This window comes from Micromonospora acroterricola (assembly GCF_003172955.1).
In the GTDB taxonomy this organism is placed as follows: Bacteria; Actinomycetota; Actinomycetes; order Mycobacteriales; family Micromonosporaceae; genus Micromonospora; species Micromonospora acroterricola.
In genome coordinates this window covers 1-22,178 of sequence record NZ_QGKR01000199.1, presented here as the reverse complement: position 1 = coordinate 22,178, position 22,178 = coordinate 1, and the positions used below count along the sequence as shown (strand labels likewise).

The 22,178-nt window shown below is 73.9% G+C and carries 22 protein-coding genes; 11 read left to right on the top strand and 11 right to left on the bottom strand.

Annotation, left to right across the window (positions count from 1 at the left end):
- The coding region (gene pta, locus DKT68_RS15965; RefSeq protein WP_236646919.1) for a phosphate acetyltransferase at nt 1-2,068 on the top strand (2,068 nt) is incomplete at its 5' end.
- Entirely contained in the window at nt 2,065-3,180 is a 1,116-nt protein-coding gene (locus DKT68_RS15960; protein ID WP_109818202.1) for an acetate/propionate family kinase, read from the top strand. The genes pta and DKT68_RS15960, both read left to right, overlap by 4 nt.
- 16 nt (nt 3,181-3,196) lie before the next feature.
- On the opposite strand, the gene DKT68_RS31485 is transcribed toward DKT68_RS15960, so the two are convergent.
- On the bottom strand, nt 3,197-3,370 hold the full coding sequence (locus tag DKT68_RS31485) for a hypothetical protein (protein ID WP_201749058.1): 174 nt from the start codon (nt 3,368-3,370) through the stop codon (nt 3,197-3,199).
- 158 nt (nt 3,371-3,528) lie between these two features.
- Here DKT68_RS31485 and DKT68_RS15950 point away from each other — a divergent pair, with 158 nt between their 5' ends.
- On the top strand, nt 3,529-4,425 hold the full coding sequence (locus DKT68_RS15950; RefSeq protein ID WP_109818200.1) for an alpha/beta hydrolase family protein: 897 nt from the start codon (nt 3,529-3,531) through the stop codon (nt 4,423-4,425).
- A gap of 92 nt (nt 4,426-4,517) precedes the next feature.
- Nucleotides 4,518-5,486: an alpha/beta hydrolase family protein gene (locus DKT68_RS15945; RefSeq protein ID WP_236646918.1), complete on the top strand. Its 969-nt coding sequence runs from the start codon at nt 4,518-4,520 to the stop codon at nt 5,484-5,486.
- Nucleotides 5,487-5,622: 136 nt separating this feature from the next.
- Here the strand turns inward: DKT68_RS15945 and DKT68_RS15940 are convergent, their stop codons facing one another.
- From DKT68_RS15940 to DKT68_RS15930, 3 genes are all read right to left on the bottom strand, one after another.
- Nucleotides 5,623-6,585: a zinc-binding dehydrogenase gene (locus DKT68_RS15940; protein WP_109818199.1), complete on the bottom strand. Its 963-nt coding sequence runs from the start codon at nt 6,583-6,585 to the stop codon at nt 5,623-5,625.
- 85 nt (nt 6,586-6,670) lie between these two features.
- Nucleotides 6,671-7,849 carry an NAD(P)-dependent malic enzyme gene (locus DKT68_RS15935; RefSeq protein WP_109818198.1) on the bottom strand — a complete coding sequence of 393 codons (1,179 nt, stop codon included), beginning with the start codon at nt 7,847-7,849 and terminating at the stop codon, nt 6,671-6,673.
- 143 nt (nt 7,850-7,992) lie between these two features.
- Nucleotides 7,993-8,343: a S24/S26 family peptidase gene (locus DKT68_RS15930; RefSeq protein WP_109818197.1), complete on the bottom strand. Its 351-nt coding sequence runs from the start codon at nt 8,341-8,343 to the stop codon at nt 7,993-7,995.
- Nucleotides 8,344-8,427: 84 nt separating this feature from the next.
- Here DKT68_RS15930 and sodN point away from each other — a divergent pair, with 84 nt between their 5' ends.
- From sodN to DKT68_RS15915, 3 genes are read left to right on the top strand one after another with little or no spacing between them, the layout of a single operon-like run.
- Nucleotides 8,428-8,832: a superoxide dismutase, Ni gene (gene sodN / locus DKT68_RS15925; protein WP_109818196.1), complete on the top strand. Its 405-nt coding sequence runs from the start codon at nt 8,428-8,430 to the stop codon at nt 8,830-8,832.
- Nucleotides 8,829-9,350: a GNAT family N-acetyltransferase gene (locus DKT68_RS15920; protein WP_109818195.1), complete on the top strand. Its 522-nt coding sequence runs from the start codon at nt 8,829-8,831 to the stop codon at nt 9,348-9,350. The genes sodN and DKT68_RS15920 overlap by 4 nt, the downstream gene beginning before the upstream one ends.
- Nucleotides 9,351-9,382: 32 nt before the next feature.
- Complete coding sequence (locus DKT68_RS15915; protein WP_109818194.1) at nt 9,383-9,790, top strand: ATP-binding protein; 408 nt, start codon at nt 9,383-9,385, stop codon at nt 9,788-9,790.
- Between the two features lie 33 nt (nt 9,791-9,823).
- Here the strand turns inward: DKT68_RS15915 and DKT68_RS15910 are convergent, their stop codons facing one another.
- Complete coding sequence (locus DKT68_RS15910) at nt 9,824-10,213, bottom strand: hypothetical protein (RefSeq protein ID WP_109818193.1); 390 nt, start codon at nt 10,211-10,213, stop codon at nt 9,824-9,826.
- Nucleotides 10,214-10,256: 43 nt separating this feature from the next.
- On the opposite strand from DKT68_RS15910, the gene DKT68_RS15905 reads away from it, so the two are divergent.
- Nucleotides 10,257-11,207: a diacylglycerol/lipid kinase family protein gene (locus DKT68_RS15905; protein ID WP_109818192.1), complete on the top strand. Its 951-nt coding sequence runs from the start codon at nt 10,257-10,259 to the stop codon at nt 11,205-11,207.
- Nucleotides 11,208-11,656: 449 nt separating this feature from the next.
- The gene (locus tag DKT68_RS15900) at nt 11,657-11,914 is read left to right on the top strand and encodes a WhiB family transcriptional regulator (protein WP_007072794.1); all 258 of its coding nucleotides are present in this window, start codon (nt 11,657-11,659) and stop codon (nt 11,912-11,914) included.
- A 151-nt stretch (nt 11,915-12,065) separates the two neighbouring features.
- On the opposite strand, the gene DKT68_RS15895 is transcribed toward DKT68_RS15900, so the two are convergent.
- Genes DKT68_RS15895 through DKT68_RS15885 form a run of 4 tightly spaced genes read right to left on the bottom strand, consistent with a single transcriptional unit; the run spans nt 12,066 to nt 15,488 of the window.
- Nucleotides 12,066-12,878, bottom strand: a complete 813-nt coding sequence (locus DKT68_RS15895; RefSeq protein WP_407940748.1) for a sirohydrochlorin chelatase — start codon at nt 12,876-12,878, stop codon at nt 12,066-12,068.
- Nucleotides 12,860-13,621 (bottom strand): phosphoadenylyl-sulfate reductase, encoded by a 762-nt coding sequence (locus tag DKT68_RS15890; protein WP_109818191.1) that lies wholly within the window; start codon nt 13,619-13,621, stop codon nt 12,860-12,862. Before DKT68_RS15890 ends, DKT68_RS15895 begins: the two co-directional genes overlap by 19 nt.
- Nucleotides 13,618-13,779 carry a hypothetical protein gene (locus DKT68_RS31480; RefSeq protein WP_201749057.1) on the bottom strand — a complete coding sequence of 54 codons (162 nt, stop codon included), beginning with the start codon at nt 13,777-13,779 and terminating at the stop codon, nt 13,618-13,620. Before DKT68_RS31480 ends, DKT68_RS15890 begins: the two co-directional genes overlap by 4 nt.
- Nucleotides 13,776-15,488: a nitrite/sulfite reductase gene (locus DKT68_RS15885; protein WP_109818190.1), complete on the bottom strand. Its 1,713-nt coding sequence runs from the start codon at nt 15,486-15,488 to the stop codon at nt 13,776-13,778. Before DKT68_RS15885 ends, DKT68_RS31480 begins: the two co-directional genes overlap by 4 nt.
- 404 nt (nt 15,489-15,892) lie before the next feature.
- Here DKT68_RS15885 and DKT68_RS15880 point away from each other — a divergent pair, with 404 nt between their 5' ends.
- Nucleotides 15,893-17,401 carry a glycosyltransferase family 39 protein gene (locus DKT68_RS15880; RefSeq protein ID WP_109818189.1) on the top strand — a complete coding sequence of 503 codons (1,509 nt, stop codon included), beginning with the start codon at nt 15,893-15,895 and terminating at the stop codon, nt 17,399-17,401.
- A gap of 175 nt (nt 17,402-17,576) precedes the next feature.
- Here DKT68_RS15880 and DKT68_RS15875 read toward each other — a convergent pair whose 3' ends face one another.
- Nucleotides 17,577-19,163: a sensor histidine kinase gene (locus DKT68_RS15875; protein ID WP_109818188.1), complete on the bottom strand. Its 1,587-nt coding sequence runs from the start codon at nt 19,161-19,163 to the stop codon at nt 17,577-17,579.
- 25 nt (nt 19,164-19,188) lie between these two features.
- Nucleotides 19,189-20,220: an SIS domain-containing protein gene (locus DKT68_RS15870; protein WP_109818187.1), complete on the bottom strand. Its 1,032-nt coding sequence runs from the start codon at nt 20,218-20,220 to the stop codon at nt 19,189-19,191.
- 188 nt (nt 20,221-20,408) lie between these two features.
- On the opposite strand from DKT68_RS15870, the gene DKT68_RS15865 reads away from it, so the two are divergent.
- Nucleotides 20,409-22,178 (top strand): tetratricopeptide repeat protein (locus tag DKT68_RS15865; protein ID WP_109818186.1); only part of this gene is annotated, 1,770 nt, incomplete at its 3' end.

Here is a 22,178-nt window from a genome sequence, read left to right as displayed (position 1 = left end):
GGCCAGGAGTGTGTATCTGACGAGTGTGGGGTCGGGCGGGGGCAAGTCCACCATCGCGCTCGGGCTGGCCGAGTTGCTGTCCCGCCAGGTCGGGCGGATCGGCGTGTTCCGGCCGCTGGTCGCCGACAACGGCCCGGACCCGATCCTCGCCCTGCTCAGCGAGCGCTACCGGGTGGAGCTGCCGCTGGCCGAGCTGGCCGGTGCGACCTATGCCGACGCCGCCGCGATGGTCGCGGACGGCCGACGCGAAGAGTTGATCTCCGCCGTCGTCGAGCGGTACCGGGCGGTGGAACGGCAGTGCCCCGCGGTGGTCGTGGTGGGCAGCGACTTCGACGACCCGGGCGATCCGGCCCACCCCCGGGAGCTGGCCTTCAACGCCCGGCTGGCCACCGAGTTCGGCAGCGTGGTGGTGCCGGTGGTGGACGGCTTCGGGCAGGAGCCGGCGGCTGTCGCGGCGGCGGTGCGCGGGGCGTACCACGATCTGGCCGATCTGGGCGCGACCGTGCTCGCGGTGATCGCCAACCGGGTGCCCGGGCCGATGGCCCTGCCGGAGCTGCCGGTGCCCGCGTACGCCATCCCGGAGGTGCCGACCGTGTCGGCGCCGACGGTGGCCGAGGTGGCGGCGGCGCTCGGCGCCACCCTGCTGTCCGGGGACGACGCCGCGCTCGGCCGGGACGTGCTCGACTTCGTCGTCGGCGCCGCGCACGTGCCGACCCTGCTGGGCCGCCTCACCGAGGGCGCCCTGGTGATCACCCCCGGGGACCGTGCCGACCTGATCGTCGCGGCCAGTGCCGCGCACGTGGCCGGGCAGGTGTCGGTGGCCGGGCTGGTGCTGACCCTCGGCGAGCAGCCCGACCCCCGGGCGATGCGGCTCGTGGAGGGGCTGAACACCGGGTTGGCGGTGCTCTCCGTGCGCAGCGACAGCTACGACACGGTGGCCGCGTCCAGCCGGATCGAGGGGCGGCCCAGCGCGGCCAACCCCCGCAAGGTGGAGGCGGCGCTCGGCGCGTTCGAGCGTTGCGTGGACACCGACGACCTGGCCCGCCGGTTGCGGGTCAGCCGGTCGGCCCGGGTCACTCCCCTGATGTTCGAGAACGAGCTGATCGACCGTGCCCGGTCGCAGCGCCGGCACCTGGTGCTGCCGGAGGGCGCCGACGAGCGCATCCTGCGTGCGGCGGAGATCCTGCTCCGCCGGGGCGTGGTCGAACTGACCCTGCTGAGCCGGCCGGACGACATCGCCCGCCGGAGCCGCGAGCTGGGCATCGACCTCGGCGACGCGCACGTGGTGGACCCGGTCACCAGCGAGTGGCGGGACGACTTCGCGGTCGAGTACGCCCGGCTCCGCGCCCACCGGGGCGTCACCGCCGAGCTGGCGCACGACATCGTCGCGCAGCCCAACTACTTCGGCACCCTGATGGTGGCCACCGGTCGGGCCGACGGCATGGTCTCGGGGGCCACGCACACCACGGCCGCCACCATCCGGCCCGCGTTCGAGATCATCCGCACCGTGCCGGAGGTCTCGGTGGCCTCCAGCGTCTTCTTCATGCTGCTCGCCGACCGTGTGCTGGTGTACGGCGACTGCGCCGTCAACCGCGACCCGGACGCCGCCCAGCTCGCCGACATCGCGATCTCGTCCGCCGGCACCGCCGCCCGGTTCGGCATCGAGCCCCGGGTGGCCATGCTGTCGTACTCCACCGGCAGCTCCGGCGCCGGCGAGGACGTGGAGAAGGTCGCCGCGGCCACCGCGCTGGTGCGCGAGCGCCGGCCCGACCTGCTGGTCGAGGGGCCGATCCAGTACGACGCGGCCATCGACCCGGCCGTGGCGGCGACCAAACTGCCGGGCAGCTCCGTCGCCGGGCGGGCCACGGTCTTCATCTTCCCGGACCTGAACACGGGCAACAACACGTACAAGGCGGTGCAGCGCTCCGCCGGGGCGGTCGCCGTCGGCCCGGTGATGCAGGGCCTGCGCCGGCCGGTGAACGACCTGTCCCGGGGCGCCACGGTGCCGGACATCGTCAACACGGTGGCGATCACCGCCATCCAGGCGGCCACCGAGGAGGCCTCGTGAGTCGGGTGCTGGTGCTCAACTGCGGGTCGTCATCGGTGAAGTGGCGCCGCTACGACGGTGACCGGGTACTCGACCAGGGCACCGTCGAGCGGGTCGGTGAGCCGGGTGGCGGTCCGGCGGACCACGCCGGCGCCGTCCGGCAGATCCTGTCCGGGCTGGACCTGGGTGGGCTGACAGCGGTCGGGCACCGGGTGGTGCACGGCGGCCGGAGGTTCAGCACGCCGGTCCTGATCGACGACGCGGTGCTCGCCGCGATCCGGGACCTCGTCCCGCTCGCCCCGCTGCACAACCCCGCCAACCTGGCCGGCATGGAGGTGGCCCGCGCGGCGCTGCCGGACGTCCCGCAGGTCGCCGTCTTCGACACCGCGTTCCACCACACCCTGCCGGAGGCCGCCGCGACCTACGCGATCGACCGGGACACCGCCGAGCGGTACGCCGTCCGCCGGTACGGCTTCCACGGCACCTCGCACGCGTACGTCTCCCGGCGCACCGCCGAGCTGCTGGGCCGCCCGTACGAGCAGCTCAACACCATCACCCTGCACCTGGGCAACGGGGCCAGCGCCTGCGCGGTGGAGAACGGCCGCAGCGTCGCCACCTCGATGGGCATGTCCCCGCTGGAGGGGCTGGTGATGGGCACCCGCAGCGGTGACCTGGACCCGACGGTGATCTTCCACCTGCGCCGGGAGGGCGGGCTGTCGGTGGACGAGATCGACGACCTGCTCAACCACCGCAGCGGGCTGCTCGGGCTGACCGGCGCCAACGACATGCGCGAGGTGCTCCAGCGGCGGGCGGCCGGGGACCAGGCCGCCGAGCTGGCCTTCGACGTGTACTGCCGGCGGATCACCGGCTACGTGGGGGCGTACTACGCCCTCCTCGGTCGGGTCGACGCGATCACCTTCACCGCTGGCGTGGGTGAGCACGCCGCGCCGGTGCGGGCCGCCGCGCTGGCCGGGCTGGACCGGCTCGGCATCACCGTGGACCCGGCCCGCAACGCCGCCGACGGCGACCGGATGATCTCGCCCGAGGGCGCCGAGGTGACCGTGTGCGTCGTTCGCACCGACGAGGAACGGGAGATCGCCCGGCAGGCCCTGGACGTGGTCGAGGCCGGCTGAGGAGGTCGGGCCGCCGTCAGCCCAGCGCCAACCAGCCGACCAGGGCCACCAGCAGCACGACGACCAGCGCCGCGCCGATGATCAGCGGCGTGCGGGACGGCGCGTTGGCAGGCCCGGCGGCCTCCGGCGTCTGGGTGAAGGCGCGGAACGCCTCGGTGTTGCCGCTGGGGTCGGTGTAGTTCTCAGGCATGCCGGTGACCCTAGCGAAGCCGGTCACGACGCACCGCCCCCGCCCACGCCGCCCGGCCGGGTCGACCCGGCCGGCGGAGCTGACCCGACCCGGGTGGCGGGAACAGCCGGGCCGGACGGCGGGGTGGCAGCGCACACCCGGGCACCTACCGTGGAACGATGGGGGCGGGGCGGCTGATCGCCGTACTGGTGACAGCACTGCTGGCCGGTTGCGCGCCGGCCAGCGCCGTGGCGGACGGGTCCACCGCCGCCCCGGACGGGCCACCGTCGGCGCGCCGGGCGCCCGAGGGGTCGTACACCGTCGGCGTGCGTACGCTCACCCTCGATCCGCGCTCGGCGCGCCCCCTGCCGGTGACCATCTGGTACCCGGCGTCGGCCGCCGGGCGGTTTCCGGTGGTCATCTACAGCCACGGCCTCGACAGCCGCCCCGAGCTGCACGCCGGGCTGACCGCCCGCTGGGCGGCGGCCGGCTTCGTGGTGGCCGCGCCCGCGTTCCCGCACACCCGTCGCGGCGCCACCGGGTTCACCCGGGCCGACGTCCGCAACCAGCCGGCCGACTGCTGGCGGCTGGTCCGCCACCTGCGCCGCCTCGACGCCGATCCCGCCGACCCGCTCGCGGGCCACCTGGACCTGACCTCGATCGCCGCGGCCGGGCACTCGGCGGGCGGCTTCACCACCGCCGGCATGTTCACCGAGGGGCACCCGGCCCGGCTGCGCGCCGGGATCGTGATCGCCGGTGGCGGGCTGCCCGGCAGCTTCGCCGGCCCGGCCGCGCGCCTGCTCTTCGTGCACGGCACCGCCGACCCGGTGGTGCCGGTCGCGGTCGGCCGCGCCGCCTACCGGCGTACGCCCGGGCCGGCCGCGTTCCTCAGCCTCCTCGGCCAGGACCACGGCGCCTACCTCACCCCGGGCCACCCGGGGTTCGGCCCGGTCCTCACCACCACCACCGACTTCCTCCGCCGGGCCCTCTACGACGACCAGGCGGCCGGCGCCCGCCTCCCCGCCGACGCCGGCACCCCCACCCTGACCCGCTACGAGTCCCGCCCGGCCCGCTGACGCACGACGCTGGCACTCCCCTGGGTCATCGGGTGGGCACGCCACGTCGATCCCCGGCGGGCGGCCCCGCCGGACGAGGCACAATTGCATTCATGTTGCGTCGCGTCGCCCCCGCGCTGCTGGCCAGCGCCCTGCTCACGGGGAGCCTGGTCGGCTGCTCCACGGAAACCCGCCCGGCCCAGAGCAGGCAGGCACCGCCAGCCGAGCCGCCGCCCACCGCCACCGAGACGCCGCGGGTACCCGCCGGCACCGCGCCGCAGCGCGCCTTCCCGGTCGGCGTACGCCAGCTGAAGCTGACCCGGGACGGCCGAGCGCTGCCGGTGACGCTCTGGTATCCGGCGGCCGGGGAAGCCGGCGGTGCGGTCAAGCGGTCGGCGACGGCCGCGGAGGGCCGGTTTCCCGTGGTGATGTTCAGCCACGGCCTGGGTGGGCGGCCGGACGACTACGCCACCCTGCTGACCCGATGGGCGGCGGCGGGCTTCGTGGTGGCCGCGCCGACGTTCCCGCACACCTCCCGGGGTGCCGACGGCAACGTCCTCGACGTGCTCAACCAGCCGGCCGACGTGTCGTACGCGCTGACGCAGGTGCTGGCGCTGGACGGCAGGGCCGGCGACCCGCTGCGTGGCCGGCTGGACGCCGAGCGGGTGGCCGCCGCCGGGCACTCGGCCGGTGGGGTGACCACGATCGGCCTCTTCACCGCCGGCAGGGACGAGCGGCTGGACGCCGGCGTGGTGTTCGCCGGCACGGCGATCGGCGTGGGCACCGCGTTCGCCGGCGCGACCGCCCCGCAGCTGTTCGTGCACGGCGAGTTGGACGAGGTGGTCGAGTACGCGGCGGGCAAGGCCGCGTACGACAAGGTGCCCTGGCCGAAGGCGATGCTGAGCCTGCCCAAGGGCGACCACGGGCGGACGCTGCTCAGCGACGGCGCGGCGCTGCGGGTGGTCTCGGACACCTCCGTCGAGTTCCTCCGCTGGACGCTCTACGGCGACCCGGCGGCCAAGGGCCGCATCTCCACCGACGCCACGCGCGGGGACATCGCCACCTTCGACGACCACCTCTGACCGCCGCGCCGCTGCCCCCTCAAGATCTGCGCAACATCCGGGAAAGAGTGGCCTCAGCGCCGCCGGAGACCACTCGTTCCCTGAAGTTGTGCGGATCTTGCCGCAGGGCGCGCGGCGAAGCGCGGGGCAGGCCGAGTCAGGCGGTGTGGTCGATGACGACCTTGCCGAAGGCGTCGCCCGACTGGAGCCGGGCGAAGGCGTCCTCGACCCGGCTGAACGGGACCACGCTGTCCACCACCGGGCGCACGTTGCTGTCGGCGCAGAACGCCAGCAGCTCGTACAGCTCGCCGGGGGTGCCCATCGAGGTGCCGAGGATCTCCAGCTGCATGGCGAAGACCCGACGGAGGTTGATGGTCGGCTCGTGCCCGGCGGTGGCGCCGGAGACCACGATCCGGGCCATCGGCGCGGCCGACTTCAGCGAGTGGTCGAAGGTGGCCGCCCCGACCGTCTCGATCACCACGTCGACGCGTTCGGGCAGCCGGGCGCCGGGTTCGAGGGCAGTGGCGCCGAGCGCGCTGATCCGCTCCCGCTTGTTGGCGTCGCGGCTGGTCGCGTACACCCGCTTGCCCATCGCGACCGCGAGCGCGACGGCCGCGGTGGCCACGCCGCCGCCCGCGCCCTGCACCAGCACGCTGTCCGCGTCCGCGACGCGGCCCTTGGTGGTCAACATCCGCCAGGCGGTCAGCCAGGCCGTGGGCAGGCAGGCAGCGTCGGTCGCCGCCATCCCGTCGGGCACCGGGACAAGGTTCGACCGGGGTACGGCGACCCGCTCGGCGAGGGTGCCGGGGAAGTACTCCGAGAGGATGGAGACGCCGCGCGGGTCACCCGGGGTGACGACCACCGGGTAGACGACCACCTCGTTGCCCTGCGGGTCCACCCCGACCGCGTCACAGCCGAGGATCATCGGCAGCTGGGCCTCGGTGAGCCCCACCCCCCGTAGTGACCAGAGGTCGTGGTGGTTGAGCGAGGTGGCCCGCAGCTGCACGGTCACCCAGCCGTCGGCCGGGTGGGTCGGCTCGGGCCGCTCACCGACGGAGAGCGCGGCGAGCGGATCGGCGTCGTCGAAGCGGGAGGCGAAGGCGGCACGCATGATCGGCACGGTAACAAGCTGAGCGCCCGTTAAGAAGGGGACCGGCCCATGCACCGGGCGGCCGTTCCTCTCGGCAGGCGTCAGGCTGCCTTTCTCAGCGGCGGGCGACGCCGTCGCGGCGGGCCGCCTCGGCGACCGCCTCGGCCACGGCCGGGGCGACCCGGGGGTCCAGTGGCGACGGGACGATCGCGTCGGCGGTCAGCGACTCGGCCACGACCCCGGCGATGGCGTCCGCGGCGGCGATCTTCATCCCCTCGGTGATCCGGGTGGCCCGGGCGTCCAGCGCACCGCGGAACACGCCGGGGAAGGCCAGCACGTTGTTGATCTGGTTGGGGTAGTCGCTACGCCCGGTGGCGACCACCGCGACGTGCCGGGCCGCGACCTCGGGGTGCACCTCCGGGGTCGGGTTGGCCAGCGCGAACACGATCCCGCCGGGCGCCATGCCGGCGACCGCGGCCTCCGGGATCTGCCCACCGGAGACGCCGATCAGCACGTCGGCGCCGCGCAGCGCCTCGGTGATGTCGCCGTGGCGACCGTCGGCGTTGGTGCTCGCGGCCAGCTCGGCCTTGGTGCCGGTCAGCTCGGTGCGGTGCCGGCCGATGATGCCCTTGGAGTCGCAGACCACCACCTGGTCGGGGTTGACGCCCCCGGCGATCAGCATCTTCGTCACGGCCACCCCGGCCGCGCCGGCGCCGCTCACCGCGACCCGCAGGTCACCGAGCTTGCGGTTGAGCAGGGTGGCCGCGTTGCGCAGGGCGGCGAGCACCACGATCGCCGTGCCGTGCTGGTCGTCGTGGAAGACCGGGATGTCCAGCGCCTCGTCGAGCCGACGCTCCACCTCGAAGCAGCGCGGCGCGCTGATGTCCTCCAGGTTGATCCCGCCGAACGAGGGGGCCAGCGCCCGCACCACCGCGACGATCTCGTCCACGTCCTGGGTGTCCAGACAGACGGGCACCGCGTCGACCCCGGCGAACTGCTTGAACAGCACCGCCTTGCCCTCCATCACCGGCAGCGCGGCGCGCGGGCCGATGTTGCCGAGCCCGAGCACCGCCGAGCCGTCGGTGACGACCGCGACGGTGTGCGACACCCAGGTGTAGTCGTCGGCCAGCGCGGGGTCGGCGGCGATCGCCTCACACACCCGGGCCACCCCCGGGGTGTACGCGAGGGAGAGGTCCTCCCGGCTGGTGAGCGGCACCGTCGAGGTGACGGCCATCTTGCCGCCGCGATGCAGCTGGAAGACGGGATCAGCGGGGTCCACGGTGGACGAAGGCATGGCGGTGACTCCAGGATCTGTCGAGCAGACGGGGCGGCCGGCCCGGCCGCGAGGTGGGCGGCGAGCGGTGGCACGCGGTGCGGGGGGTCACCCGGGCACTTTCCGAGCATAGTGTCGACACTGCCGCTCGGGTGTGAGCAGGGTCATAACGGTCGGCGTGGGACACGTCCGGGGCGCGGCCAGTAGCGGGCCAGCACCCTCCCCCGCACATCGGCCACCCCGTACGCCCGGGAGTCGTCGGTGACCAGGTCGTTGTCCCCGCGCAGCCACCAGCCGCCGTCCTGTGGACGGACCGCGCGCTTCACGACCAGCAGGTCGGGGCGGGTCCGGAACACCGCGACCACCACGTCACCGGGGCGGATCGGACGCCCGCCCCGGCGGACCAGCACCGCGTCGCCGTGCCGCAGCGTCGGCGCCATGGACGGACCGGTCACCAGGACAGCGGTCAGCGGCCCCCGCAGTGGGGGCGCCTCAGGCGGGTGATCGGCCGACACTGGTTTCACCTCCACCCGGTTCGGGGAGCACTCCCAGGAGTAATGTCGCCTTTGATCATCGCAAACTTCCCATGGAGGATCCCGATGCGACTTCCGCGCATCCTTGCGCCCCGCGTCACCGCGAGCGCTCACTGCGACCTGCCGTGCGGCGTCTACGACCCGGCCCAGGCCCGGATCGAGGCCGAGTCGGTCAAAATGATCTGCGAGAAGTACCAGGCGAACACCGACCCGGAGTTCCGTACCCGGGCGATCATCATCAAGGAGCAGCGCGCCGAGCTGGCCAAGCACCACCTCTGGGTGCTCTGGACCGACTACTTCAAGGCCACCCACTTTGAGAAGTACCCGCAGCTGCACCAGCTGTTCAACGAGGCGACCAAGCTGGCGGGTTCCGGCGGCGTCAAGGGCAGCCTGGACCCGGCCACCGCCGACAAGCTGCTGCAGAAGATCGACGACATCTCGAAGATCTTCTGGGAGACCAAGAAGGCGTGACCTCACCCGTCACTCCGACGATCCGGCCGGCACGTCCCGAGGATGTGCCGGCCGTCGTCGCCATGGTGCACGAGCTGGCGGAGTACGAACGCGCTCCCGACCAGTGCCACCTCACCACCGAGCAGCTGACCGCGGCGCTCTTCAGCCCCGCACCGGCGCTGTTCGGCCACGTCGCGGTGGACGAGCACGACGAGCCGAACGGCTTCGCGCTGTGGTTCCTCAACTTCTCCACCTGGGCCGGCGTGCACGGCGTCTACCTGGAGGATCTCTACGTCCGGCCGGCCTCCCGGGGCACCGGGGCGGGGCGGCTGCTGCTCGCCACGCTGGCCGACATCTGCGTCCGGCGCGGCTACCGACGGCTGGAGTGGTGGATGATCGACTGGAACCCGGCGGCAGGGTTCTACGCCTCGATCGGCGCCGAGCAGATGAGTGAGTGGGTCCCCTACCGGCTCAGCGGCGACGCGTTGCGCGACCTGGCCCGCCAGGCCACCGCCGCCGGTACGCGTCCGGGCGACTGACCGGGTAGAGTCCCCGACCGGGGGGATGAGGCGTGACTCAACTGACCGGCCAGCCAACGACCGACGACGACGTGGTGCACCTCACGGTGCCCGCCGACGGCGGTTACCTCGGCGTGCTCCGCACCGCCACCGCCGGTCTCGCGGCCCGGTTGCAGTTCGCGCTCGACGAGATCGAGGATCTGCGGATCGCGGTCGACGAGGCGTGCGCCATGCTGCTGGCCATCGCCACCCGTGACGCGGAGCTGGAGTGCCGGTTCTCGGTCACGGAGGACGCGCTGACCGTCGAGGTGACCGTGCCGACCGTGCGCGGCGCCACGCTGCCCGCCGAGTCGTCGTTCGCCTGGAAGGTGCTCACCGCGCTGACCACGTCGGCGTCCGCCTCGGCCGCCGACGGCCGGGCGACGATCTCGCTGCTCACCCGCCGCTCCGGCGGCTACTGACCGGCCCGCCTGGCGGTCAGCCGCGCGGCGTGGTCACTGGAAGCCGAGCGCCCTGGTCGTCGGAGGGCTGACCAGCAGCCAGGCGACGCCCAGGCCGAGGGCCATCAGCGGCACGCCGAGCCAGCCCAGACCACCCTGGATCATGAACCACCCGATCGGCAGCAGCATCAGCTGGAGCACGATCGCGGGGGCGCGCGCGCCCGCCTGACGGCGCAGCAGCGCGCGGCCCAGCGCCCAGAGCGCGACCGCCGCCCCGACGGCGAACGCGGTCACCAGCAACGCCGACGTGAGGTCGGTGGTGGCGGCGGTGAGATCGGCCCAGACCAGCCAGGCGGCGATCAGGCCGACAGCGGCCGCCTCCGCCCACAGCAGCCGGACCGCCCAGCGGAGCGTGACGGGAATCGGGGCCGAGTCGATGGTCACGCGCGCCACGATACCCGGGCTACCGGAAGGTACAGTGCCGCCCATGCGGGCCGTCCTGGTGGTCAATCCGAAGGCCACCACCACCAGCGAACGCAGCCGGGACGTGCTTGTCCGGGCGCTGCGCAGCGAAGTCGACCTCAGCGTGCGCTACACCCGCCGGCGCGGGCACGCCATGGCGCTGGCGCGGGAGGCCGCCGCGGAGGGGGTCGACCTGGTCGTCACCCTGGGTGGTGACGGCACGGTGAACGAGGTGGTGAACGGCCTCATGACGGCCGAGCCGCCCGCCGGCGCCGACGGCGCGACGTTGGCCGAGCGGCTGCCCGCGCTGGCGACCGTTCCGGGTGGCTCGACCAACGTGTTCGCCCGCGCGCTGGGTCTGCCGCGGGAGTGGCCGGAGGGGACCAGCATGATCCTCGAAGGGCTGCGCCTGGGCCGGCACCGGACGATCGGGCTGGGCCGCGCGGACGACCGCTACTTCACCTTCTGCGCCGGGTTCGGCCTGGACGCCGCGGTGATCCACCGGGTGGAGCAGGCACGCCGCCGGGGGCGTGTCTCCACTCCGGGGCTCTACCTGCGTTCGATCATGAACCAGTACTTCCTCGCCTCCGACCGTCGGCATCCGGCGATCACGCTGGAGCGCCCGGGTGAACCGGCGGAGGAAGGTCTGGCCACCGCCATCATCCAGAACACGGCGCCGTGGACGTACCTGGGCGATCGGGAGATCAACCCGAACCCGGAGGCGTCGTTCGACCTCGGGCTGGACGTCCTCGCGTTGCGTCAGCTACGGGTGGCGAGCACAACACGGACAGTGACGCAGTTCCTGTCCCGGCGGCCGGATCCGCGTGGCCGGCAGGTGTTACGACTCCATGACACGGCGGAGTTCACCCTGCTCTCCAGCCGTCCGCAGGCGTTCCAGCTGGACGGCGACTATCTTGGCGAGCGGGAGAAAGTCAGATTCACATCCATTCCCGCCGCACTCAGAGTAATCTGCTAGGTCTCGGGTACTGCCCTAGGTCGAGCGGCCGCCACAACCGGGTCGACGCGGTCGCCGCCACACCGAGGGGCAGGTGCCGGAAATGTCAGCAATGTCACTGGGACTGTACTATATTGATCCTCGACTGTGGCACGGCGGGTAACCAGGAAGGCACTGGAACCCGGACAAATGGGTTGTGGGCTTGCTCACCGCCCGGAGTTTTTCCGAGCGTCACCCTTGACATCGCGAGCGTTCGTGAAAGTATTCACAAGCGAACTTGAGTTACCGGGACATTGCCTGGATATGCTCGTCAGGTTGAGCTGTTCCAGCAGGTCCCCGGGACTAACAGCCTGCTCACGCACTGCCGAATGGACGGACGCGAACTGTCACCGTCGGCATTGCGGATGCATATAGGAAAAGCACTACAAGCAATAAACTGCCACCCATCCAGAATGAGGAGTGTTGCCGCCATGGACTGGCGTCACCATGCTGTCTGCCGCGACGAGGACCCGGAGCTGTTCTTCCCGATTGGGACGTCCGGACCGGCTCTCCTGCAGGTCGAGCAGGCCAAGGCCGTCTGCCGGCGCTGCTCCGTGACCGACCAGTGCCTGCAGTGGGCGCTCGAGTCGGGCCAGGACGCCGGCGTCTGGGGCGGAATGAGCGAGGAGGAGCGGCGCGCTGTCAAGCGTCGCGGTGGTCTCCGAGTGCTGCGCGCTCACTCCGCCTGATCCCACGACACATCTGTACGCCCCGGCGGGTCCGCCCGCCGGGGCGTTCCGCTTTCCAATTCCGGGGCACCGCACAACCCACGCCGTCTTTTCCACGCGCCACGGATACCCGTTGTTCCGCACTTTGCGCATTGGCGGTGGGCGACGTCGGTCACACCGCCGGCGCCAGGGCACATCGGCCGGACCGTTCATCAACCCGGCGCAGCACCAGCTCGGCCAGCTCCGGCGCGTCGGTCAGCGGGGCGGCCACCGCCACCGCGCCGGCCGCCCGAGCCGCCTCGGTCACCGCGTCGTGAAACAGGCCCGGCGCCAGGAAGTACGCGGAGACGGCCACCCGGCGGGCGCCCGCTGACCGCAGCCGAGTCACCGCGGCACCGGTCGTCGGCGGAGCCGCCGAGGCGTACGACACGCGGCAGGGCACCCCGAACTCCGCGCCGAGGGCGTCGGCCGCCCGACCCACCGAGCCGCGCGCCCGGGCGTCCCGGGTGCCCGCCGCAGCCAGCACCAGCGCGTCGAACCGACCCGGCTCCGACTCACCGAGCCGGCGACGCAGACCGGCCAGCAGCGCCGGATCCACCGTCCCGTCCGCCGGGCCGAGCACGTCGGTCACCCGTACGTCCAGCGGAGGCCCGGCCTGCGTCGCGGCGGCGACCGCCGCCGGGATGTCCACCCGATGGTGGTACGCGGCGGTCAGCAGCAGCGGCACCAGCACCGCGCGGCGGTGCCCCGCCACGGCCAGCTCGCGCAGCACCTCGGTCGGCCCGGGCTCGGTGTGGTCCAGCCAGCTCGCCCACACCGGGGTTCCGGGTCGCGCCGCCGACACCGCCCGGGCCAGTGCCCGGGTGGCCTCGGCCGCGCGTGGATCACGACTGCCGTGGGCGACCAGCACCACCGGATCCGCCCCGCCGGCCGCACCACGGCCGGTCGGGGTGATCGACGGCGAGGTCAGACGTGCAGCCCGCACTCGGTCTTCTCGAACATGGCCCACCGGCCGGCGCGCGCGTCCTCGCCCGCCTTGGTCCGACGGGTGCACGGCCAGCAGCCGATCGAGCCGTACCCCTGCTTGAACAGCTCGTTGACCGGCACGTTCCACCGGGCGATGTAGGCGTCCACGTCGCTCTGCGACCAGGCAGCGATCGGGTTGACCTTTACCTTGCCGCGCCGCGCGTCGAAGGTCACCACCGGCGTGTTGGCCCGGGTCGGCGACTCGTCCCGACGCAGGCCCGCGGCCCACGCGTCGTACCCGGTCAACGCCCGCTCCAGCGGCTCCACCTTGCGCAGCTGGCAGCAGTCGTCCGGCGACTTGTTGAACAGCCGGGGACCGTACTGGCCGTCCTGCTGGCCGACGGTGAGCCGGGGCCGGATCGACCGGACGTTCACCGGCAGTGTCCGCGCCACCTCGTCGCGCACCCGGAGCGTCTCCGGAAAGTGCAGGCCGGTGTCGAGGAAGACCACGTCGACCCCCGGAGCGACCCGGGACACCAGGTGGGCCAGCACGGCGTCGGCCATCGAGCTGGTGACGCAGAACCGGTCGCCGAAGGTCTGCGCCGCCCAGCGGGCGATCTCCAACGCCGGGGCGCCCTCCAGCTCCCGACCCGCCTGCTCGGCCAGCGCCCGCAGCTCGTCCGGGCTGCGCCGGGCCGGATCGGCCGGCGTCGGGCCGCCCGGACCGACCAGGCCCAGACCGGCGGCGGAGACGAGGCTCATCGGATCACCGCCCGGGACAGCAGCCCGGTGAACTTCACCGAGAAGACCCGGGCGCAGGCGTGGCACTCCCACGCGCCGTGCCCCGCCTCGTGCGGCCGCAGGTCCTCCTCGCCGCAGTACGGGCAGTACAGAGGTGCCGCTCGGTTCTCGCTGCTCATCGCAGTTCCTCCTCGTCGACTCTGATCACCCAGTTGGCGAACGTCTCGCCCTCGCTCCGGCCGGCCAGGTAGCGGCGGGCCAGTCGTTCCACGTACTCGGGAAGCTCGTCGGCGGTGGTCTTGAGGCCGCGCAGCTTGCGCCCGAAGCCGGCGGTCTGCCCCCGCGCCATGCCCAGGCCACCGCCCAGGTGCACCTGGAAGCCCTCGACGTGCCGGCCGTCCGGGCCGACCACGAGCTGGCCCTTGAGCCCGATGTCGGCCACCTGCGTGCGGGCGCAGGCGTTCGGGCAGCCGTTGATGTGGATCGAGATGTCCGCGTCGAAGTCGCGCAGCCGCTGCTCCAGCCGGGCCACCAGCTCCTCGCCGCGGGCCTTCGTCTCGACGATGGCCAGCTTGCAGTACTCGAGCCCGGTGCACGCCATGGTGCCGCGCCGCCAGGCCGACGGCCGGGCCTCCAGGCCGATCCCCCGCAGCGCGTCCACCAGCGATTCGGTCCGCTCCGACGGCACGTCGAGCACCAGCAGCTTCTGGTACGGGGTGAGCCGCACCCGGTCGCTGCCATGCGCCTCGACCACGTCGGCCAGTTGGGCGAGCTGCCCGCCGGACACCCGCCCGACCACCGGGGCGGCACCGACGTAGTGCCGCCCGTCGGCCTGCTCGTGCACGCCCACGTGATCGATCGGCTTCGCCGGCAGCTCCGGCGCCGGGCCGTCGAGCAGCGTCCGGCCCAGGTACTCCTTCTCCAGGACCTCGCGGAAGCGCTCCACGCCCCAGTCGGCCACCAGGAACTTCAGCCGGGCCCGGTTGCGCAGCCGCCGGTAGCCGTAGTCGCGGAAGATCCCGACCACGCCGGCCCACACGTCGGGCACCTCGGCCAGCGGCACCCAGGCGCCGAGTCGCTGGGCCAGCATCGGGTTGGTGGCGAGACCGCCACCGACCCAGACGTCGAAACCGGGGCCGTGCTCGGGGTGGTCGACGCCGAGGAAGGCGATGTCGTTCGATTCGTACGGGGTGTCCACCAGCCAGGAGATCGACGTCTTGAACTTGCGGGGCAGGTTGGAGAACCGCTTGTCCCCGACGTACCGGGCCACGATCTCGTCCAGCGCCGGCGTCGGGTCGAGCACCTCGTCGCGGGCCACCCCGGCGACCGGGCTGCCGAGCACGATCCGGGGGCAGTCGCCGCACGCCTCGGTGGTCTGGAGGCCGACCGACTCCAGCCGGCGCCAGATCTCCGGCATGTCCTCGACCCGGATCCAGTGGTACTGGATGTTCTGCCGGTCGGTGATGTCGGCAGTGTCCCGGGCGAACTCCCGCGAGATGTCCGCGATCACCCGCAGCTGAGCCAGGCTGAGCTGACCGCCGTCGATGCGGACCCGGAGCATGAAGAACTCGTCCTCCAGCTCGTGCGGCTCCAGCACGGCCGTGCGCCCGCCGTCGATGCCCGCCTTACGCTGCGTGTAGAGGCCCCACCAGCGGAACCGGCCCCGCAGGTCCTGCGGGTCGATGGAGGCGAAGCCGCCGTGCGCGTAGATGTTCTCGATCCGGGCCCGGACGTTGAGCGGGTCGTCGTCCTTCTTGATCCGCTCGTTGGGGTTGAGGGGCTCGCGGTGGCCGAGCGCCCACTGACCCTCACCCCGCGGCCGGCGCGGCGCCCGGGTGGGGCGGGCCGTCGGTTCCTCGGAACGGGCCGGGATGCTGCTGACCGCCATCGCGGCGTCCTCCGTTGTCTGGGGTGCCTCGGGGCGGGCGCGGGGCGCGGCGGCCGGCCCGCCGAGAGCGGGCGAGACAACGGTGTCGGAGACAGCCGGCGCGGAGCGCGCCCGAGACAGATGGGTCGGGCGTCGTCAGTTGGCCGGACAGATCGCGCTGCGCACGCGGCCGTAATCGACGTGGCGACGAGCCACGAAGCGGCGGACGACAGCGGCGGTCATGGGCTCATGCTGCCACACCGCAAGGGGCCCGGCCAATGTCCACGTGCGGCATCCCACATCACGGGCCGAGGGCTAGCCCACCAGCTGACCTGCAGCGCCCCAACGAGGTGATGCCCGCCTGGCGCTGACCACCTCCGACCGGCTCGGCCCGCGACCCGGGTCTGCCGTGGCAGGCTCACATCGTGGGCCCGTTGTCCGAATCGAGCGGGGCGGCGCGGACGCGGTGGCGCCGCGTCCCGGTCTGGCTTTCCCCGGCGCTGCTGACCCTGGTGGTCACCGGCGCCGGGCTGGGCTCGGCCCAGCTCTGGCGTGACGAACTGGCGACCTGGAGCGCCGCCACCCGCTCTCCCGGCGACCTGGCCCGGCTGGCCGGCACCATCGACGCCGCCACCGGGCCGTACTACCTGCTGATGCACGGCTGGCTCGCGGTCGCCGGTGACTCCACGGTGGCGCTGCGCGCGCCGGCCGCGCTGGCGATGACCGTCGCCGCCGGGCTGCTCGCCGTGCTCGGGGCTCAGCTCGTCGACCGGCGTACCGGTCTGTTCGCCGGGCTTCTCTTCGCGCTGCTGCCCGGCACCTCCCGCTACGGGCAGGAGGCCCGCCCGTACGCCCTCGCCACCATGCTCACGGTGCTCGCCACCCTGCTGCTGGTGACCGCGTTGCGCCGGCCGGGCTGGGCCCGCTGGACGGGTTACGCCGCCGCCGTGGCCGCGCTCGGGCTCACCCATCTGATCGCGCTCACTGTGCTCGCCGCGCACGCGCTGGTGGTGCTGGTCGCCTGGTGGCGGGGCCCCGCCGCAGCCGGGGTGGCCGGGTCGGCGGCCGGCGAGGCGGACCGGCCGGATCGGCGGGTGTGGCGGTGGGTGGTGGCGGTGGTGCCGGCCGCGCTGCTGGTGGCCCCACTGGTGCTGGAGGCCGGCACACAGCGTTCCCGACAGCTGGACTGGGTCGCGTCGGCCCGCCTGGACGACCTGAGCGCGCTGCCCGGTGGAGTGGCCCAGAGTTCCGTGGTCGGTGGGCTGCTGGTCGGGATCGCCGCGCTGGGCGCGGCCCGCCTCGGGCGACGGGCCCTGCTGCCGGGGAGCGCGGTGCTGCTGCCCGTACTGCTGCTCTTCACCGCCGGCACGGTCGTGCCGCTGTGGGTACCCCGGTACCTGGTCTTCGTGGTGCCCTTCGCCTGCCTGCTGGCCGGCGCGGCGCTGGCCGGGGTGGCCGCGCCGGCCGCGCTGGCCGTGGTGGTCCTCGCCGGGCTGCTCGGCCTGCCGGACCAGGCGGCGCTGCGGCGGACCCACGAGTGGCCGCGCACCGCCCCGGTGGACTACGCGGGCGCCGCCCGGGTGATCGCCGACGGGCACCGACCGGGGGACGCCGTGGTCTACTCGCCCCGGGAGAGCTGGCTCTTTCTCGATCTGGGCGTCCAGTACCACCTCGGCGACCCGCCACGGGACGTCCTGGTCACCGAGGACGAGGTCCGCCGGGGCGATCTGTGGGCCGCCGAGTGCCCGCGACCGGCCCGGTGCCTGGCCGGCATCCCACGGGTGTGGCTGGTCGTCGCCGGGCGGCACGCCGAGCCGCTGGCCACCGTGCCCGGCGCCAAGGGCGAAGCGCTGCGCGCGGACTTCACCGTCGCACGGGTCTGGCAGCGCTCCGGCCTGACCGTCGCCCTGCTCACCAGCCGCCCGGGCCGCTGACCCCCGCTGGGCGGGGACGCCGGCTGCCGGCGCGTCGGGTCACCCACCTTGGTGAGCCTGATACCGCAGAGGCATCAATATGACTCAGAGGTATCACGCTCGTCCGGGCACCTCGCGTCCGGAGCCGACCCGCCCGGGCGCGGAACACCCGACGCCAGCGGGAGCCGCAGGCAGGTCAGGGCTGCGAACGGCCGTCGGGCGCGCTGCGCGCCAGCGGGACGACCAGCACCGCCTCGGTGCCGCCGTTGGCACCGGCCCGCAGCTCGATGGTGCCGCGCAGCTCTCCGGTGACCAGGGCCCGGACGATCTGGAGGCCGAGCCTGCTGCCGCGTTCGGCGTCGAAGTCGGGCGGCAGCCCGCGTCCGTTGTCCGCCACCGAGACGTGCAGCATCTTGCGGAACCGGTGCGCCGAGACGACCACCTCGGGCCGAGCGGAGCCGTCAGCCCCGGGCACCACGTCGGCGGCGGGCACGGGCGGGGTTTCCGTCTCGTCCGTCTCGTCCGTTGGCGGGAAGCCGTGCTCGACGGCATTGAGCAGCAACTCGTTGAGGACCATCACCAGCGAGGTGGCGATCTCCGCCGGCAGCACCCCGAAGCTGCCCTGCCGGCGCATGCCGACGCTCACCTCGGTCGCCGCGACCTCGGTCGCCGCGCTCGCCACCCGGTCGACGATGCCGTCGAACTCGACCGCCTCGTCGCTGGACATGGAGAGCGTCTCGTGCACCAGGGCGATCGAGGCGACCCGGCGGACGGACTCCTCCAGGGCGACCCGGGCCTCCGGCATGGCCACCCGGCGGGCCTGCAACCGCAGCAGGGCGGCCACCGTCTGGAGGTTGTTCTTCACCCGGTGGTGGATCTCCCGGATGGTGGCGTCCTTGGTGATCAGTGCCCGGTCCCGGCGGCGGACCTCGGTGATGTCCCGGACCAGCACCAGCGCGCCGATCGGCACCCCGGCGGGCATCAGCGGCAGCGCCCGGGTGAGCATCGTGGCCCCACGCGCGTCGATCTCCCGCCGGGGCGGCGCCTCGCCGCGCAGCGCGGCCAGGATGCCGTTCGCCGCCTCGGTGCCGTCCAGCGGGTCGCCGGCCAGCCGGCGGTGCAGCGCGGCCAGATCCTCCCCCACCAGGTGGGAGGCGTAGCCCAACCGGCGGTACGCGGACTGCGCGTTCGGGCTGGCGTAGGTGACCTTGCCGCCGGCGTCCAGCCGGACCAGGCCGTCGCCGACCCGGGGCGCGGAGGTGGTCTCGCCCGGGTGCCGGGGCGGCGGGAAGGTGCCATCGGCGATCATCTGGGCCAGGTCGTCGGCGGTCGTCAGGTAGTTGAGCTCCAGCTGGCTGGGGGTACGCGCGGTGGAGAGGTTGGTGTCGCGGCCGACCACGGCGACCACCTCGCCGGCCTCCCCCTCGGCGGTACGCAGCCGGACCGGGATCGCCTCGTGCCGGGCCGGCACGTCGCCGTACCAGACCGGGTCGCCCTCCCGCCAGATCCGGCCCTGGGAGTACGCCACCCCCAGGTGGGCCACCTCCGGCCCGCCGACGATCCGCCCGACCTGGTCGTCCTGGTACGCGGTCGGCGCGGTCGTCGGGCGGACCTGGGCGACGCAGAGGAACGTGCCGTCCGCGTCGACCGGCACCCAGAGCAGCAGGTCGGCGAAGGACAGATCGGAGAGCAGTTGCCAGTCGCCGGCGATCCGGTGCAGGTGGTCGATGTCGGCTCGACGGAGATGGGTGTGCTCCTCGGCGAGGTCGCGCAGCGTGGACACGGTGACCAGGGTGCCACGCCGCGACTCACATCGTCGCGGTGACCTTCTTCAGCCCGCGCGGCGCGTCCGGATCCTCGCCGCGGGTCAGCGCCAACGCCAGCGCCAGCCGCTGCAACGGCAGGATGTCCAGCAGCGGCGCGTACCGCTCGTCGACCTCGGGAACGGCGAGCCGGGTGGCGCCCGGCACGTCGGCGGAGCCGACCACCACGACGTCGGCGCGGCGTTCGCCGAGGCGGGGCAGCACCTCCCCCATCGACCGGCCACCCGGGCCGGAGCCGACCACGGCGAGCACCGGCACCTCCGGGTCGGTCATCGCGAGCGGGCCGTGCAGCAGGTCGGCGCCGGAGAAGGCGAGCGCCGGCAGGTACGAGGTCTCCATCAGCTTCAGCGCGGCCTCCCGGGCGGTCGGGTAGGCGTACCCGCGGCCGGTGGTGACCAGTTGGCGGGCGAAGCGGTAGCGGGGGGCGAGCTGGGCCGGGGTGCCGTCGGCCAGTGTGCGGGCGGCCAGCTCGGGCAGCGCGGCGAGCGCCTCCCGCTCGGCCGTCGGGAGCACGCCGTCGCCGGCCCGGATCCCCTCGACCAGCATCAGCAGGGCGAGCAGCTCGGCGGTGTACGTCTTGGTGGCAGCCACCGCCCGCTCGTGCCCGGCCGCGATGTCGACGCTCAGCTCGGCCACCTCGACCAGCGGGGACTCCGGGGCGTTCGTCACCGCGAGGGTCAGCGCGCCGGAGGCCCGCGCGGCGCGCAGCACCTCGGCCAGGTCGGGCGAGCCGCCGCTCTGGCTGACCCCGACGACCAGCGCTTCGGACAGGTCGGGGCGGGCGCCGAACAGGGTGACCGCACTCGGAGAGGCGAGCCCGGCGGGCAGCCCGAGCCGGATCTCGGCCAGGTACGCCCCGTAGAGGGCCGCGTGGTCGGAGGTGCCCCGGGCGGTGAAGACCACGTGCCGTGGCCGGCGCTCGGCGACGGCCGCCGCCACCCGGGCGATCTCCCCGGCGTTGGCGGTGGAGAGCAGGCGGGCGTAGCCGTCCGGCTGCTCCTCGATGTCGGCGGCCATTCCGGCCCCTGCACGTGCCACGGACACTCCTCCCCTGCGCGATTGCCGCGCGTTTCCTGATCAGTCTTGCACCTTTGATCTGATCTGAGCAATCGAACGAGCAGCACTGCGCAGCCGATCACCGAAGCGTCCCAATATCAACTAGGCTTGCCCCGCTCCACCCGGTCCAGCTGCGACGAGAGGACGACGTGCCCGAGGGAAGGGACGACCCCGCGCTCTCCGCGACGGAGGAGCTGGCCCTCGCCCGGCTGGCACTGGACGAGGGCGACCTCCACCACGCCGCCGGCCACCTCGCCGGCGCGCTGGCCCGGGCACCGACCCTGCCCGAGGTGCACGAGACGCTGGCCCGGCTCGCCGCCGCCAGCGGCGGCGGCCTCGACCTCTTCCCGATCAACCACCACACCTTCGTCGGCGCGATCGTCGCCCGCGCCCACCTGCTGGCCGCCGCGGGCCGCCCCGCCGAAGGGTTGGAACTGCTGGTCGCGGCGACCGGCCACGCCCCCGGCACGGAATGGGCCGGCGTGCCGTGGGTCACCGCACCCGACCTGGCCGAGCGGCTCGACCCGGAACACGTCGCCCGGGTCCTCATGCAGGTCTGCGCCACGTTGCCCGACCCGGTGCCGCGCGTCGGCCGGGGCGCGCTGGCGCCGTACCTCACGCTGGCCCGCAACGCGGTCACCGTCCGCCCCCAGCACGGTCTGCTGCTGGGCGCGGCGTCCGCGCTGGCCAGGCGGCTCGGCGAGACCGCGCTGGCGATCCGCTGGGCCGCCCGCGGCGTACGGACCCAGCCGTCGAAGATGGGCGAGGTCTGGCTCGGGTACGCCTACCGCAGCGCCGGCCGCACCCGCGACGCCCTCGCGGCGCTCGGCCGGGCCGTCGCGCTGGACCCCGACGACCTGGCCATCTACGCCGACATCGCCGGCACGCTGGCCGAGACCGGCCGGCTGGACGAGGCGCTGGAGTGGACCGAGCGCGCGCTGGCCCGGGACCCGTCGTTCGACTGCGCGGTGCACACCGCCCACCGCCTGCGGCACCTGCGGGACGGGGACCTCACCCACCTGGTCGCGCTCGCCGACTTCGTCCGTGACCACCCGGACGACAGCCACGAACACGGCGACCTGGCCCAGTGCTGTCGGGGCCGGCCCTGGCTCGGCCAGCTGACCCCGGCCGGCGGCCCGCTGGTCGACGCGCTGCGCCAGGCCGTCGCCGACGACGACAACGGCGTCGGCAACGCCGTACGCCTGACGGCGGCGGCCCCGCCGAGCGCGGTACGGACGGTTACGTCGGTGGCGCCGGGCCTGCGGATCGAGGTGGCCGGCACGCCGGAGCCGGACCCGCGCCAGCCCCGGCGGGCGTCCACCCAACAGCTGTGGCACTACGCGGACAGCGTCCCGACGCCCGCGCTGCCGGCGCCCTCGACCACGGCGGTCGAGCGGATCGGGCAGGTCGCCCAGCCGGCGTGGCCGCACCCACCGGCGGCCTACGACGCGGCGGTGGGACTGGCCGGCCTGGACGTGGCCGACCTGCTCGGGCTGCTGGTGCATCCGCCGGCGGCGCCGGCCAACGCGCTGGGCCGGCTACTGGCCGCGCAGGACCCGTCGGTCTGGGTACGCGGCGTGCAGGTGTGGGCCTGCCTGGGGCTGCTGCACCACCGCACCGACGAGCCGTGGGAGGCCTCGACCCGCCGGCGGGTGCTGCTGGACCTGGTCTGGGGTGTGGAGGACTGGGTCACCGAGGCGGCGTTGTTCGCCCTGGTCACCGCCGCCTGGGTGGATCCGGCGGTGCGGTCGGACGTGGCCCGGGTGGTGGGCGAGCGGCTGGCCGACGCGGCGGCGGTGGCCCGGGCCCGGCCGGTCCCGATCGCCGTGTCCCTGGCCCACCTGGCACTGGCCGCCCCGGCGTTGGACCCGGCCACCGCCGCGCTCGCCGCCGAACTGCTCGGCGACCCGCCACCGCCC

Coding starts and splice junctions, on each gene's coding strand:
- DKT68_RS31480 (WP_201749057.1), bottom strand. CDS start 13,779: ATGAGCAGCGAGAACCGAGCGGCACCTCTGTACTGCCCGTACTGCGGC.
- DKT68_RS31485 (WP_201749058.1), bottom strand. CDS start 3,370: ATGCCTGAGAACTACACCGACCCCAGCGGCAACACCGAGGCGTTCCGC.
- DKT68_RS15935 (WP_109818198.1), bottom strand. CDS start 7,849: ATGCCTTCGTCCACCGTGGACCCCGCTGATCCCGTCTTCCAGCTGCAT.
- DKT68_RS15900 (WP_007072794.1), top strand. CDS start 11,657: ATGGACTGGCGTCACCATGCTGTCTGCCGCGACGAGGACCCGGAGCTG.
- DKT68_RS15950 (WP_109818200.1), top strand. CDS start 3,529: ATGGGGGCGGGGCGGCTGATCGCCGTACTGGTGACAGCACTGCTGGCC.
- DKT68_RS15905 (WP_109818192.1), top strand. CDS start 10,257: ATGCGGGCCGTCCTGGTGGTCAATCCGAAGGCCACCACCACCAGCGAA.
- DKT68_RS15885 (WP_109818190.1), bottom strand. CDS start 15,488: ATGGCGGTCAGCAGCATCCCGGCCCGTTCCGAGGAACCGACGGCCCGC.
- DKT68_RS15870 (WP_109818187.1), bottom strand. CDS start 20,220: ATGGCCGCCGACATCGAGGAGCAGCCGGACGGCTACGCCCGCCTGCTC.
- sodN (WP_109818196.1), top strand. CDS start 8,428: ATGCGACTTCCGCGCATCCTTGCGCCCCGCGTCACCGCGAGCGCTCAC.
- DKT68_RS15945 (WP_236646918.1), top strand. CDS start 4,518: ATGTTGCGTCGCGTCGCCCCCGCGCTGCTGGCCAGCGCCCTGCTCACG.
- DKT68_RS15890 (WP_109818191.1), bottom strand. CDS start 13,621: ATGAGCCTCGTCTCCGCCGCCGGTCTGGGCCTGGTCGGTCCGGGCGGC.